This window comes from Mesorhizobium sp. M1338 (assembly GCF_040318045.1).
Lineage (GTDB): Bacteria > Pseudomonadota > Alphaproteobacteria > Rhizobiales > Rhizobiaceae > Mesorhizobium.
The window spans coordinates 1-14,326 of sequence record NZ_JAMYLL010000081.1; the positions used below are offsets into that span (position 1 = coordinate 1).

Below are 14,326 nucleotides of genomic sequence, written 5' to 3' on the forward strand. Positions count from 1 at the left end.
GGCATCCTTCGCCTCGGTGACGGCCTTCGAGTAGAACTGGCCTGCTCCAAAGGCGGAGCCGACATGGGACCCGACGATTCTTTGCAGGTGGATCTGCATGGCCTTTTCGGAAAGGCCCTCGGAGAGCGTATCGGCGCTTTCGATCAGACTGCGCTCGTGGAATTCACGGATGCCGTCACTGTCGAGGATGGAGAGGCCAAAGCTTTCGGAAATGAGGGTGGCCTGGTGGCCATCCGGGCAGCAGAGCCGGACCATTTCGAGGGTTGTGCCCTTGCGGAGCTGGACGACGCGGGCCTTGGCCTTGGTGGAGCGGGTTGAACTGGACATTGAGCTTTCCTTTCTAGCGATGCCCTTCAGGTGTTCCGGCCCTTGCCGGTCTTTCCTGCGGGTGCGGTCAAAAGGAACCGGCGGAAGCTGGACGCTTCAGGGTCCGGAGCCTGCCAGGCGAGCGAGGTTGGCTTGCGGACAAGCGGGGTCAGTTCTTCACTGGCCCTGCGCGGGACGCGGGCCAGCCTTGCCGAGATCGGCGGGATCCGGCCGCCCCGCGGCGCGATAGCGGCCTTGAAGCGGACAGCCGCCGGTTCAGACCGCAGCAAACCCGCCGGGAAGACAGGCAAGGGATGAATTCGGACATCGGCATGCGCGAGGAAATGCAGTGTTCAATCCCGCCGCCAATCCGCCTGCCCGCCAGGCTGCGCGAGGGTCGACAGCGGTTTGAACTTCGGCTCCTGCCGGTATAGATGAGCTGCGCCGGTCCGCCGCTGCGGATCAACTCTTTGGCCTGCTCCCATGTCGGGCTGGCAGCGTAGCGTGTTCAACTCCGAAACGAGGCCAGTAATGACCGATCAGAATGACGACTACGTCTATGACGACACGACAGGGGAATGGCGACCAGCATCGGAGATGGCTGCCATTGCAGCTTCTGCCGGGAAAATTGAAGTGCGCGATGCCGCCGGCAATGTGCTCGCCGACGGCGACTCCGTCGTCCTCGTCAAGGACCTCAAGGTCAAGGGTGCCGGCCAGACCCTGAAGCAGGGGACAGTGATCAAGTCGATCCGGCTCACCGACAATCCCGAAGAAATCGATTGCCGGCATGACGCGATCAAGGGGCTGGTGTTGCGAACGGAGTTCGTCCGCAAGCGCTGAGCAGGCCGGGGTATCAGGCGCGGATCAGGTCCGGTGGCAGTCTGGCACGCAGTGCCTTGATAGCAGCATCTTGCCTGGCCAGTTTGCGTGAGAGCGCGTCGATCTCGTGCTGCCTCTGCAGTGTGATCGCTGCGAGTTTCAATCGATACCTTTCGAGTAAGGCCCGGGCATCAGCAGGGTTTCGGCGTCGGTGGCCGATACGCTGGAGCTTGAGCTGCAGAATAATCGCCGTCATCCGCCTCATGATCTGCCGGTCGATCATTTCGAGTTGGCGCTGTGTCTGGCGCCGAGCCTCCTCCATGCGAAAGAGCTGTGCGCGGCGACCGGAGACGGACATTATGTGTCCCTCCCCTGCCAATCCATGAAGCTCGAGGGCCCGCCATAGACGCGATGGCGCGCAACGTCGATGACGAATCCAAAGCGGCCGACATGGTATTCGTCGGTCGCAACGAGAAAGCGACGTTCCTCCGTGCCCGCTCCGCGCCTGCCGCCAGGGGTCGCGATAACCTCGGTGAAACCGGGCTGGTGCCCGGAACGGATCGCCGACACCACGATCCAGTCATCGGTATGCTTCTCGAAAAATGCCCGCTCGTCCTTTTTCGCGGATTGGCCGGGTTCGAGCACCCTCCCGTGGATCGCCTCCCAGGCATCCGGGTACCAGTCGCGTATCGACTTTTCCGCACAAGCCCTCTCGAAGTCCGTGAAGAGTTGGGGGAAGGCTTGGGCGACGGCCGCCCAATGGCAGTCCTCTTCATACCAGCCGCCATTGGCACGGAGCATGTGATGGACTTTGCGATTTCGCTCCGCCGACAGATGGAACCCGCCATGGCCTGCGGTCGAGTGAGCCACGACGCCCTCGGCATAGACGGTCGCTCCCTGCGACGTTCCCCATGGCGTGTGGGCACGGGAGTGGATCTCGCGACGTCCGAGAGCCGCGCGCTGCCGCTGGTGAAGGGCGTGGTCCTCGACATGCGCGCGAAACGCCGCCTTGTCGGCAAGCTCTCCGGCATGGCCGTAGAAATCGCCGCGCGTCCATTCGGCCATGGGCCGGCGGATACGCCAGCCCGTGACAAGATAGTGCCGGCCATCGCGGGCCGGAGCCATGGCGAAGGCGTGCTCACCGACAAGGGCAACGCAAAGCCCATCGGCGCTTCGTCCAAAAGTAACTTCCGGAGAACCGGGGGGTTCGACGACGTGGGTTTCAGAAGTTCGCGCAGTCATGCTGCCGTCCTCCCTTCTACGGTGTCCGCCGCTACGGTGTCGGCCGTGACCTGCTGAAACACGGCGTTCGGATAGCCGTGGCGGGTCAGCCATTCCTCGGCGGCCGCGCGATTGGCGGCAAGATGAACAAGCTCGGCATCGTCGCCGGCGCGGTCGAGCACCAGGACGGAGCCGATGGCGGGCCGCTGCTTGACCGAAAACTTCAGGTCGCTGTTCACCGAAAACGTCTGGTGGACGCGCAGCACAATGGTTCCCTGACTGCCATAGTCGCCCTTGTGCAGGGTGATCGAGGCGGGCAGCGTCGTACTGCCGACGCGGGCCTCGGCCTGTTTGCGGATCAGGCGACCGCCGCCGTTGCGATTTTCCCAGGCTGCGAGCTTCTTGCGATGCCGCTCTGGCGGGCGTGGGGATCCGTCGGAATAAGTCACGATGGATGCGAGTGGAACAAGGTCATAGATTAATTGGGCGGACATAGTTTTCTCCGTGGTGCTCATGGTGGAAACAGAACCGCCGCCGGTGATGTGCCGGCGGCGGAATGATCGTTCGAAGCAAAAAGTTAAGGCGCAGCCGCCTACTCGGCGGCAACCTTGTAAGGCTCGATCTGTTCGTCCGTGAGGTCCTCGTCCTGCGCAGCGGGGTCCTCGCCAACGTCGTCATGCGCGGGCTCGACAACCGCATCGCCGTCGAGCTCGTCCTGGTCCTCCGGCGTGCCGTCGTCAGGCTGTTCCCTGGCCTCGTTCTTCTTCAGCCAGGAGGTCAGCTTTTCCGGAGTGGGCGCAAACAGCGCCGACGGGTGGACGAAGCGGCCTTCCTTGAAATGCTCGACAAGGGCCGCACGGGTATCCTTGACCTTCTGACGGGGCGGGACGGATGTATCCGCGCAGGCGCTTTCCAATGCCTGCCGCGACAGGCATGACAGGAAATCCTCCGTCCCCATGTTGGCTAAGAAGTTATCGGCGGCGATGACGTCGCCGGCGACACGGGCGACAACGCCGCTGTCCGAGCGATTTTCCCTGCAGGACAGAACGTCGATCAGCAAGGAACGCACGGCAATGCGCAGCGTGTCCATGTCGAACGCGAACTTGCCCTCCTGGTCGAACAGGCGCGCGGCATGTTCGCCGAGGCCTGCCGCCCCGTAATAGGAGATGTCGCGGGCGCCAGATGCCACTGTCACATTTTGGCCGGCGAAGGCGAGAACGAGCAGCGCCATCAGCGTGTCGTCCTCGATCGGTGCGCGCGACAGCGCCTCATGCAGTGCGTCGGTACGAAGGTCGCCGATCATCTCCATGCCTTTGCGCGTCACGTCCGGACGCGGCTTTGCGGTAACGACCATATCATCGCCATCGGCCTCGACATCAGCGCCATTCTTGTCCCTGGACTTTTTGACCGCCGGCATACGATACGCGACCGACTGAACCTTGCCGTCGCGGTCGAGATACATGGCGGTGTGATCGGATTTCGACGGCTTACCGTACAGACGCTCGGCCTTGGCCGGCAGCTTCGGCTCGCCCCACTGACCGGCTTCCACGATCACGCCGCGCTTGGGCACAGCGTTTGCCATCCACTCCTGCTGGGCGCCAAGAAAGGCCTCGACATCCGTCGTGTAGCGGCTGTCCTCGTCGGCCGGAGCGAACAGGTCCTCGACCCAGGCAATGCCGTAGGCCTGGGCGAGATCGTCACCGAAGCTGGCGTCGCGCGCGTACATGCGGCGCTTCGTCAGGCCCTGCGCCACGCTCCACCACGACACCTGGGGATCGGCCTTGGAGGGCTTGTGCTTCTTCCAGACCTCCTTCTGTTCATCAAGCGAAGCCGAGGCGATGGTGCGCAACTGCTGCTCGTTGGGCATGTCGCCCTTGGCCATCTGCTCCAACATGGCCGGCAGAACGTTGGCCAGCAGGCGCAGCTTCCTGATCTGGCGGACGGGCAGCGCCAAAGCGACGGCGATCGCTTCCTCGGTCCAGCCGAGCGCGACCAGCCGCTCAATGGCGCGCCATTGGTCGACGGGATTGAGCTGCTCGTGAGCGAGCGTTTCCGCTAGCGAGCGCATGGCGCCGCCATCCTCGGCCCTCTCGATCACCAGCACGGCGATCTCTTCGAGACCGGCCGCGATCGCCTGCTTCACCCGACGATGGCCGGCATCGATGACGTAGCCATTGCCGCCATCGGTCTCCAGCGCGACGACAGGCGGCTGCACGATGCCGACGGCACGGATCGTAGCCAGCAGCAGCGCGTCGGCCTGCGGACTCGACTTCGAGCGTCGCGCCTTGTCAGGGTTATCCTTCAGCGCGCGCGGGTCGACAAACTTCAGTTCCATGGAGATGCTCCTTCAAGGGTTTTGCGGACACCGCTGATCGCTGCGTCCTTCCTCGTCTTCTTCCTGAAGACATCCCCCGGCCCGCGGAGCGGGCGGGCCGGTGCACCTGCGGCCGAGCATCCCTGCCCGGCTGGCCGAGCGGGGCTAACAGCCCTGCGCAGGACGACGCGGCCGGGATCGCGAGCGGCGCGGTTGAGCGCCAGCGTCAGCGGCCCGCCCGATCTGCGAGCGGGTTTTATTCCTCCTAAGTTTTCCTTTCCTCCTCCCTGCGACGTAGACCGGGGCATGGCGATAAGCGGAACGGTTCTCTGCCTTGGCGCGGCGGCTCCGTGGCGAAAGCTCACAGGGTTTTTGTTCTACGTTGGTTTTTCTGAAGAGAAACCCGGGTGCTAGCGAGGGACCCGGCATTGTCCCATTTCGGGACCAAAGTGTTGGCATTGCGCTTGCTTCGGTCGTGGTGCCGGTTGGTCCCGGTCCTGATCACGAACTTTGATCAGGTGTAGGCTCGCCGGGCTTGAGGTGGTTGGGGTTTCTTCGCCCGGCGAGTTCCGCCACGCTAAGAACAAAGGCCGGCGCCCTCGCTGGAGCTTATCCGAATGGCACCGGCCACGGGCGGGATTGGGATCCGCCGCGCCTTGACATAGCTGAGTCGTTACGTACCGTCAGGTGGTGGCGGTCACTTTGGTTTGCCGCTTCGCGGGTGCCTTCTTGGCTGGTGCGACGGGTTCAGCCTTGCGTCCAAGCCCGATGGACTTCGCCAGTTGCGAACGCTGAGCGGCGTAATTCGGAGCCGTCATCGGATAGTCGCGCGGCAAGCCCCACTTCTCGCGATAGGCGTCCGGCGTCAGACCGAAGTCCGTGCTAAGGTGCCGCTTCAGGGATTTGAACTTCTTGCCGTCTTCGAGACAGATAATGAAGTCTGGCGTCACCGACTTCTTTGGGTTGACCGCGGGAGTTTGCGGCTCAACGACAGGCGCGATCGGCGTACCAAGCCCGGACAGAGACATATGCACGGATGCGATTAGTTCAGGCAGGCCGGTAGCCGGTACAGGGTTCTTACTTACGTAGGCGGACACAATCTCCGCAGTAAGCTCGGCTAGTTCGGCGGCGCGATGGTCGGATTCTTCTGTCAATGTGTCGGTCCTTTTGTCTGATTTGTCCCATCTCTATTTGAGCAATGTCCAGTACGCAACCGGGCCTGATCTATTCTAAGCCAATGATGGCATCCGGCTTTGCGGCGCTGGGCAAGAGCGCGCCGAAATTGATGCGTTCTTTTTGGCCGGCTAGGCTGTAGACCAAAAAAACAGGCGGCCCGTCAGCCAGTGACGGACCTATTATATGCCGATTAGCTAAAATAACGGAACGTCCAACGGACAAGTACGGAACCAAAGCGGTTACGTCAGACCTTTGCTTGCACGGTGCAAGACTTTAGTCCTGCCGTCTTATGGTGAAGAACGGAAGTTGATCGGCACGACATAGGGCCGCCCCGCAACGGATCAATAGCAAACTGAATTTAGGCGGCTATGGTGTGAACGCGGAAGTCGGGTCAGATCCGCTTGAAGTTCTTAAGCCCCAGGCGTATCCGCTGGCTTTCCGCGAAGGCAAGGGCGACCGATTCCAGGTCGAATGATCGGGTAAGTTCTTCGCCGTTCCCAACAACACGGACGAACCACTCGCCCATGGCCTCGACTATCTCAACGGACGTGTGGTTTGCGCCGCCTTTGGTGTCGTCCATCGCAACTGCCTCGTATCTGGATGGGGACAAGGACGACAATATGACTGCTCGCCTTCAAGCGCTAAAAGGCCGGCGCCTGCTTTTGCGGGGGGCTCTGGCAGGCGCCGGCCGGACGGTCCAATCAGGTCCGCCGCGATGATCCAGTTAGCTGATTCTTGACGTTACGTCATGTGGTCTGGCTGGCCGGAGCCGAGCATGACCGAAACGTGGCATCAACATGGGTAAGCAGTTCGGCGCGCCTCCTGCATCGCCTGAACCCGAGCGGCCCTGAACCTTTGCCGCCGGTCAATGGCTGACAATGATCGGCAGCCTTTATCGAGCCTGCTATGCGGCTGCACGCGAATTCTGGCCATCAATCGAAGACGCAAGATCGGTTTCGATGTCCGCAAGCTGCCGGCGCTTCTCAGCCAGTTCACCAGAGAATCCGAATTCGCCGCCCTGACGCGAGCGATAGGAGGTGAGCCTGAGCTCAGCATCCTCAAGACGCTGGCGGTATTGTACCTGCTCGCCCTCGAATCCGGCCAAGGCATGCTCGAGGCGAGAAATCGCACCAAGCGGCGTGGTGGTCACCGGCAGCTCGATTTCATAATCGGCGCCGGTGCGCATCAGCATTGTGGTATAGCGGTAACCGTCCTTGCCGAAACGCTGGCCGGAATATTCGAAATTGAAACCGCCGATGGAGGCGATAGTGGTTTCGCCCTCCTGCTGAAGCTGCACGAGAGTCAGGATTTCCTTCATCAGTGCACGACCGGCTAGTTTGCGCTCCGTGAACGCGTCGCCCCCGACCACCATGCGGAACCCATCGCCGGTCGTCGGCACGAGGCGCTCGATATCCTTGCCCACCTCGCCGATGCGCCGGGTCGCGTATTCGATATCGCGCTCGGCGTCGCGGATCTGCCGCCGAACGGCGTGCTCATCATCAATGTGGGCCGCGCGAAGGCGCTCCAGACGGGCAATGTCTGCCTCCAGCCCTGCCTTCTGCATCAGACGCGGATCGCCCGAGGCGATCGCCTTGGCAAAAGCGAACTGGTTGGCCTGCCCCTCACCCATATCCTCCAACCGCCGAATGGACGTGTCTCCGGAGAGGGCCGCCGCGATGAACCGGGCCTTGCGCTCGTTGTTCTGCCACATCTGGGCGTCCATCGATCCTTCCGTGGCGTAGGCGAAGATATCGACGACATCGTGCTGGTTGCCCTGCCGCAGGATACGACCTTCACGCTGCTCGATCTGGGAGGGAAGCCACGGCACGTCGAGATGATGCAGCGCCTTGAGGCGGAGCTGCGCGTTGACGCCGGTGCCCATCGTGTCGGAGGAGCCGACCAGGAACCGGATTTTTCCGGCCCGCACATCACCGAACAGGCGCTGCTTGGCCTCCGACTTCTTGAAATCCTGCATGAACGCAATTTCAGATGCCGGAACGCCCCTGCGGACCAACTCGTCCCTGATCCAGCGATAGGCGGAAAAGCCTCTGGTTTTCTCGACGCTGATCGTGCCGAGATCGGAAAAAATCATCTGCGCTGCGCCAGGAAGCTCGAACGGCTTGCCATCGGCGCGGACATAGCTGCTTTGCGCTGTTTCTTGCCAGATACGGAAGGCATTGCCGATCAGGTCGTTGAGCTTGTTGTCCGGCTCATTGTCATTGTCGGGATCAACCAGGCGCAGGTCGATAGCAGCCTGCCGGCCATCGGTGATAACCGACAGCAGGATGTCGTCACCAGCTTCTGCCGGACGGTCTCGTTCCTCGATTGCCTTGATGCGGGCGTCGAGCACCATCTGGTAGCGCCTGAAGGCCGCGGACGGCTTGGCGGTGATGATCTGACGTGCGCCGGTCGAAAGCGCCGGCACCTTCACATAGTCCCGAAGGTCTTGCGGCATCACCACGTCCGCGAAGGAGCGGAACATCGCGATCAACTCCGGCACGTTGACGAAGGTGGCGAAGCGCGTCACCGGCTTGTATTTGCCGGATGGCTGCAATTCGAGTTCAGTCGTGACGTCGCCGAAGGTCGAGGCCCAGGCGTCGAACTCGTGCAGCCCGCGCTGAAGCAGCGCCTGGTAACCGAGATAGCGCTGCACCGAGAACATCTCGCCAAGCGTGTTGGTGATCGGTGTGCCCGAGGCCAGCACGAGCGACCGGCCCGGATTCTTCGTCTCCACAAACCGGGATTTGACATAAAGGTCCCAGGCCCGCTGCGAGCCGTTCGGATCGACGCCCTTGAGCGTCGACATGTTGGTGGCGAAACTGAGCTTCCTGAACTCCTGGGCTTCATCGACGATGATCTGGTCGACGCCGATCTCGGAGATGGTGAGCAGGTCGTCCTTGCGGGTCGCCAGCGCCTCCAGCCGTTCCTTGAGCCCCTCCTTCAGCCGCTCGAGGCGCTTGCGCGAAACGCGGTCGTCGCTCTCGACCTTGGTCAGCAACGTCTCGTAGAGTTCCAGTTCGTCGTGGATCATCTGTTGCTCGAATGCCGACGGCACGCCGATGAAGCGGAAGGCGCTATGCGTGATGATGATCGCGTCCCAAGCAGCGGTCGCCGCCCGTGACAGGAAGCGATGTCGCTTGGCTAAAGAAAAATTCGTCTCGTCGGCGACGAGGATGCGGGCGGTCGGATAGAGCGCCAGAAATTCGCGGGCCATCTGTGCAAGGCAATGGCCGGGAACGACCAACATGGCCTTGGCGATCAGGCCAAGCCGGCGCTGCTCCATGACGGCCGCGGCAATCGTCATGGTCTTGCCGGCGCCGACGGCATGGGCGAGGTATGTCGAGCCGGCCGACACAATGCGCCAGATGCCGCGCTTTTGGTGCCCATAAAGAGAAAAGGCGCCGGTGGCGCCTGGAAGTTGCAGGTGATCCCCGTTGAATCTTCGCGGGGCGATGTTGTTGAAGCGGTCATTATAGACGCGCGCCAGCCGGTCGGTCCGGTCGGGATCGGACCAGATCCAGTTCTGGAAAGCGGTCTTGATCTTCTGCAGCTTTTCCTTGGCGGCTTCCGTATCCACGACATTGAGCACGCGCTTTTCAGCAGGGCCCTCCTTCACCGTATCGAAGATCTGCGGCACCCGGCTGTTAAGCGCGTCGGCCAGGAGCTCGCCGGCATGACGGCGATCGGTGCCCCATTCGGACGTGCCGGCCGCCATCCATCCCAATTGCCGCGCTTCTACCGTCCACGATGCCAGCTCCGGCATATGATGGATCCTGATCTCGGCGCCCATGGTCTCCTTGACGAAGGCGGCAACATCGGCGGCGGGGATCCATGGTGCGCCAAGACGGGCGGTAATATCGGAAGGCCGAAGATCGGCCGGCTGAACCTCGACCAGGGCACGGACATTGCGCTCGAAGACGGGGTCGAGTGCGGCAGCGGCTTGTGCGGCCTTGAGCTTGTCGCGGACCTGGCCGGAGAGATAGGCGTCGGCCGTTTGCCAGGAACCGGTCTCGGGATCGCGGTAGATGGCGTCGCCGAGTTCGGCGATGACTGCTTCGGCATCGGCGTGCAGCAGCTCGGCGATGTGATCGACGTCGACATGACCGCGTTCGTTGAGCACGACGGCAAGCGCATCGGCAGCACTTGTGATGATGGGTGCCGCGGGCGGCGCGATGACGCGCTCGGTGAAAATTGGACCCGGCCGGGCGGTATTGGTTTCGAGATCGTAGTCCTCGATGGAGGCGACCAGCCAGCAATCGGGATCGTCGAGGAAGGGCTGCAGGTTCGGCCGGCGATGCGCCTCTCGGACCTCGCCGGTCTCGGCGTCCTCGGTGGTTGAAACGACGGTCGTGTTGATGGGGCCGAAGGCGCGCACAAAATTCGACCAGGCGATGCGCAGCTTGACTTGGGCCGGCTTCCAGGGCCGGTCGAACTCCTGGGCCTTCAGGACTTCACGCACGGCATCACGGATGGGGATCAATTTGCGGATGATACGCGCGTGCTTTTCCGGCACGCCTTCGCTCGCCCTGCCCTTGCGCACGGTGATGGTCACGGCGGCGCCATCGATCATTTGCATGAGGGCGGTATTCTTCGCGATGAAGAAGCTGCCCTCGCGCATGCCGGCGCCTTCCGGGAAGGCATCCACGACATCGGCACAGTTCTCGGCGTCATGATCAATCTCGTCCGGCTCGCCGTCATAAATGGCTTCCGGAAGGAGGGAGATCGCCGCAGTGAGCGCCCGCTCCAGATCGACACCGGGATGAGACAGGCAGGAATAGGCCTCGCCGTAAGGCCCCGAGATGGTGGCGTGTGTGCCGAGCACGAAATCCGGGTGGCGCGCGAACCATCGGTTTACGCGGATCGCGCCCTCATCTGCAGTTGCTCCCCGGACCTCCTCGGTGTCGAGCCATGACAGGTCGCCCTCCGGCTCGCCGATCTTGCGCTTGCGGAAAAACAGGATGTCGACCACGACATCCGTGCCGGCGTCGGCGCGGAAACTGCCCTCGGGCAGGCGGATGGCTGCAATCAGGTCGGCGGTCTTCGCGATATGCTCGCGCGCGGTGCTGTCGGCCTTATCAAAAGTGCCGCAGCTGGTCACAAAGGCGGCGAATGCCCCCGGCTTCAACAGGTCGACGGAGCGCGCGATAAAATAGTCATGCAGCCGCAATGCCATCGACCGATACGCCCGATCGGAGCGCACGGTTCGATCCGAAAACGGCGGATTGCCGATGGCGAGGTCGAAGCTCGCCGGCCGGTCGGTGCGGGCGAAATCGCCGGCTATGATCCGCGCTTGCGGCTGCAGCAGCCGGGCGATGCGCGCGGTGACGGGATCGAACTCGATCCCGGTGACTTGGGAGACGCCGCGCAGGGACTGCGGCATCAGCGCCGGAAACAGGCCGGTTCCGACGCCCGGTTCAAGAACCCGGCCGCCGCGCCATCCGAGACGCTGGACGCCTGACCAGATCGCCCGGATGATGAACTCAGGCGTGAAGTGGGCATATTGGGTGCAGCGCGCGAGCGAGGCATAGTCGATCTCGCCGACGGCATCTTCCAGGTCCGAGCCGATGTCGTCCCAGCCCCTACGGAATCCGAGCTCGCCGGGACGGCGGAAGACACCATTGGCAAGGTCGGACGCGCCAAAGCCGGTGAACCGGATCAGCTGCTCCTGCTCCTCACGCGTGGCAGGACGATCGTCGGCCTCGATCTCGGCGGCGAGCCGGATCGAGGCGATGTTGTCGCGGGCCCGATCCTTCCAGCCACGGGCCAGCCCACGATCGCCGGCAAGATGAAAGTTCAGTCCATGAACCCGTCGAGGCTTCGACGTCGGTTGCCTGGCTGCAACCGCCGGCGTGACCGGCGAAGGCGCGGAGGAATCGGGATCATCTTCATCGCCCGGCCCGAAGTCAGCCGCGAAGGCCGTGACGCCAAGGCCAAGTCCGGACGAAATGGCCGTGCTGCCGAACAGGTCGATGGTAAAGGGGTCGTCATGAGCCATGGAAAATCTCCTTGGATTTGAGGGCGAGCACGATCGCGCGGACGGCGTTGGCGGCCGCGTGAAAGGGCTGGCAGGTTTGGAAGCGGTTAGCGGGCGATCAGGGACAGCGAGACTTCGGTCTCGGTGAGCTGCACGTTGAGATGCGTGCAGCGAAGGTTGCGATCGAACAGGGGGATCAGTTGCTCGGCGTCGATGAATTCGATGCCGTCATCGCCACCGAAATGGCGCTGCTTGTAGTGAAACCAGCCGGGGTTGCCGATCGGGTGGCATTCTTCGGAATAGAGGACGAGCGGGCGCTCGCCGTCTGCGAGTTTTCCGTTCGACAATAGGTAGACACCTTGGTCTCCAACCAGCCACAGGCCGGGGATCTCGCCCTGACCGGGCTTGAGGCCATAATAGGGATTGCGAAAACCGCCGTTGTTGGCGGCATCGGTTTTTCCGCGCTCGATGACCTTGCGAACGGCAAGAATGGGAAAAGTGAACATCGCATCCCCTCACGCGGCAACGGCCAGGGGAAGGTGGCGCAGATGCACCGGCAGCTTCGCCGCGATCTCATCATCGGTGAGCTCGTCGAGCAGCTTCGGCATGGCGCCCTGCCGGCCGCCATAACAGAGCACCGTGCGCTTGCCGCAATGCTTCGGCAGCCAGCGGTCCCCGGCATAGCCACGGTACTCGTCGTGCGTGGCGCTCCAGATATGCTCCAGCCGTTCTTTGCGCGTGTAGGCATGGAAGTGGCGCGTTTTGCCGTCGATGCGCAGCGTGTAGAAGACGCTGGTGATGCTGTCGGTAAGGAACTCGCGCAGCGCGAACATGTCGCCCCCCATCCAGAGCGGTGGCAGGATCTCCAGCATGTAGTCGTGCTCGACGCGGCCGGTTTCAAACCACTCGCCGCTATAAAGAGATCCGGCATCGACGTGATCCCGGTTCGGGCGCTGCGCATGGCGGTCGAACAAACGGAACATCTGCCGGCGGTCGGCAATGCCCTGGTAGACTTTACGATTGGGAGAAAAAGGGGTTCATTTGCGGGCTCCTTCAGCCTCGTCGGGCCTGAGCGCGCAGCACCCTCGTGGATGCCCATCGTCTTCAGCCCTTCATGACCCCTCCCCTGCGGCCGCCTCTCCGTCCGGGCGGGTCAAGGGCCGGCGCAGCCGGGCGAAGCTTCACCCTTGCACGCGACTGGCGGGCATGCGGCAGCCGGGTTTCCTTTTCTTTTCTCCCTTCTTGCCCTCCCCAATTTGGCGGTGCGTACCGGCTGTGATGGCAACGTGCGCACCCTTTCGAGCGGACATGACAACGGCCGGCGATCTTTAATCCTGCACCGCGATTGAGTGATCGGCGCCATCAGGCGGATGCCGCGTCCTGCAGCATCGCGTTCCAGTCTTCGGCGCGCGGCTTCAGCCGCTCAAAGTCACAGGCGAGCTCGCCAGCAAGCTCGCGCAGCCTCGACACGAATGCCTCGCCCTGCGGGTTGGCGTCGGTGGCCGCTACAAGCCGCGTGTTCGGCCTCCCCGCCAACAGGCGAAGCGCCGTGTCCGTCGCCGGGGACCAGCCGCCGCCCGTGCTGGCATAGAGCGTGTCGCGCCGGATCCGTTCGATCGCGGCCAGGCTCATGGCGTCGATCGCAGCTTCGCTGACGCAGATGCGAGCGGCTGTCACCGTCCCCAACCGGAACAACATCTTGCCGCCTCCGGCCGCAAAACCACGCCATTGCGGTCCGCGCTCCTCCCAGCCGGTGACGAGACCGGCCGCGTCGCTGTGGGCGGCCCACATGCTGCCGCGCGGGCCTTCTCTCAAAACGTTCTGAGCGATCGCTGTCGCGATGACCTGTTCGGGAATGTGCCGCTCATCGCGCAGATAGCGCCAGGTCGCCGACCCGCGCCACGGCTTGCGTCGGGCCGCCCATCGCTTCGGAACGGACTGGTCGGGTTCGGTCTTCCGCGACTGTCGTTTCCATTCCGGCTCGCTCGGCACAAATCGCACAAGCGACGCTACCTGCACGAAGGCCTCAAGGAAATCGCCGCCGTCCAGATGCTGCACCAGCGAATAGACATCGCCCTTTGCATCCGACAACGGGTCGAACCATCCCTTGCCGTCATGGATGACGATGATGATATCGTCGCCACGACGGTATTTGACCGCTTTGCGAGTGCTTTCCTTGAGGTCGACCGTGAAGCTGCCGGTCTCCAGCACCGCCGCACAGCCGACCCGGCCGCGCAGCGCTTCTATATCCGTCTTTTCCATTTTTCTCTCCCGGCAGCCTTCCGGCCGGCCTTTCTTCAAGTCAATTTCTTCCGCACAATTGGCGGAACACTCCGCAACCGCCGCGAAGAGCAAAGGGCGCAAGGGCGCGGCTTCCGCCGCGGCGCAGCCTCCCTTGCGGCGGGGCGCGGGGCCGCGGGCCCCCCCCGGCCGGGGGGCCCGGGGGAAGTACCCGGCCGCCCCCGGGGGTTGGGGGGGTTTAGGCCCGAGCGGCGGGCTGGGGGGGCGGGGGGGGG

The 14,326-nt window shown here is 63.2% G+C and carries 11 protein-coding genes and 1 pseudogene; 1 reads left to right on the plus strand and 11 read right to left on the minus strand.

Going from position 1 to position 14,326, the window contains the following annotated elements; all coding sequences use genetic code 11:
* Positions 1-327, minus strand: a pseudogene (locus tag NKH19_RS31710) (hypothetical protein); the annotation flags it as partial.
* 510 nt (positions 328-837) lie between these two features.
* Here NKH19_RS31710 and NKH19_RS31715 point away from each other — a divergent pair.
* A complete protein-coding gene (locus NKH19_RS31715) occupies positions 838-1,146 on the plus strand; it encodes an alkylphosphonate utilization protein (RefSeq protein WP_352689512.1) in 309 nt (102 codons plus the stop codon).
* 13 nt (positions 1,147-1,159) lie between these two features.
* Here NKH19_RS31715 and NKH19_RS31720 read toward each other — a convergent pair whose 3' ends face one another.
* The 10 genes from NKH19_RS31720 to NKH19_RS31765 all read right to left on the minus strand — a co-directional run bounded on the left by NKH19_RS31720 (position 1,160) and on the right by NKH19_RS31765 (position 14,072).
* Positions 1,160-1,483, minus strand: a complete 324-nt coding sequence (locus NKH19_RS31720) for a hypothetical protein (protein WP_352983655.1) — start codon at positions 1,481-1,483, stop codon at positions 1,160-1,162.
* Positions 1,483-2,367 carry a DUF7007 domain-containing protein gene (locus NKH19_RS31725; RefSeq protein ID WP_352983657.1) on the minus strand — a complete coding sequence of 295 codons (885 nt, stop codon included), beginning with the start codon at positions 2,365-2,367 and terminating at the stop codon, positions 1,483-1,485. The genes NKH19_RS31720 and NKH19_RS31725 overlap by 1 nt, the downstream gene beginning before the upstream one ends.
* Positions 2,364-2,840, minus strand: coding sequence for a UCP036055 family protein (locus NKH19_RS31730; protein ID WP_352983675.1), 477 nt, complete (start codon positions 2,838-2,840; stop codon positions 2,364-2,366). The genes NKH19_RS31725 and NKH19_RS31730 overlap by 4 nt, the downstream gene beginning before the upstream one ends.
* A 98-nt stretch (positions 2,841-2,938) precedes the next feature.
* Complete coding sequence (locus NKH19_RS31735; protein WP_352983660.1) at positions 2,939-4,681, minus strand: ParB N-terminal domain-containing protein; 1,743 nt, start codon at positions 4,679-4,681, stop codon at positions 2,939-2,941.
* Between the two features lie 662 nt (positions 4,682-5,343).
* Positions 5,344-5,814, minus strand: coding sequence for a Ros/MucR family transcriptional regulator (locus NKH19_RS31740; RefSeq protein ID WP_352983661.1), 471 nt, complete (start codon positions 5,812-5,814; stop codon positions 5,344-5,346).
* Between the two features lie 413 nt (positions 5,815-6,227).
* Positions 6,228-6,416: a hypothetical protein gene (locus NKH19_RS31745; protein WP_352983663.1), complete on the minus strand. Its 189-nt coding sequence runs from the start codon at positions 6,414-6,416 to the stop codon at positions 6,228-6,230.
* 324 nt (positions 6,417-6,740) lie between these two features.
* Positions 6,741-11,831 (minus strand): helicase-like domain-containing protein, encoded by a 5,091-nt coding sequence (locus NKH19_RS31750; protein ID WP_352983666.1) that lies wholly within the window; start codon positions 11,829-11,831, stop codon positions 6,741-6,743.
* An 86-nt stretch (positions 11,832-11,917) separates the two neighbouring features.
* Positions 11,918-12,316 carry a DUF3085 domain-containing protein gene (locus tag NKH19_RS31755; protein WP_352983668.1) on the minus strand — a complete coding sequence of 133 codons (399 nt, stop codon included), beginning with the start codon at positions 12,314-12,316 and terminating at the stop codon, positions 11,918-11,920.
* Positions 12,317-12,325: 9 nt separating this feature from the next.
* On the minus strand, positions 12,326-12,793 hold the full coding sequence (locus tag NKH19_RS31760) for a DUF1419 domain-containing protein (RefSeq protein ID WP_352983671.1): 468 nt from the start codon (positions 12,791-12,793) through the stop codon (positions 12,326-12,328).
* A 379-nt stretch (positions 12,794-13,172) separates the two neighbouring features.
* Complete coding sequence (locus tag NKH19_RS31765) at positions 13,173-14,072, minus strand: DUF3991 and toprim domain-containing protein (RefSeq protein WP_352983674.1); 900 nt, start codon at positions 14,070-14,072, stop codon at positions 13,173-13,175.
* Positions 14,073-14,326: the final 254 nt, after the last annotated feature.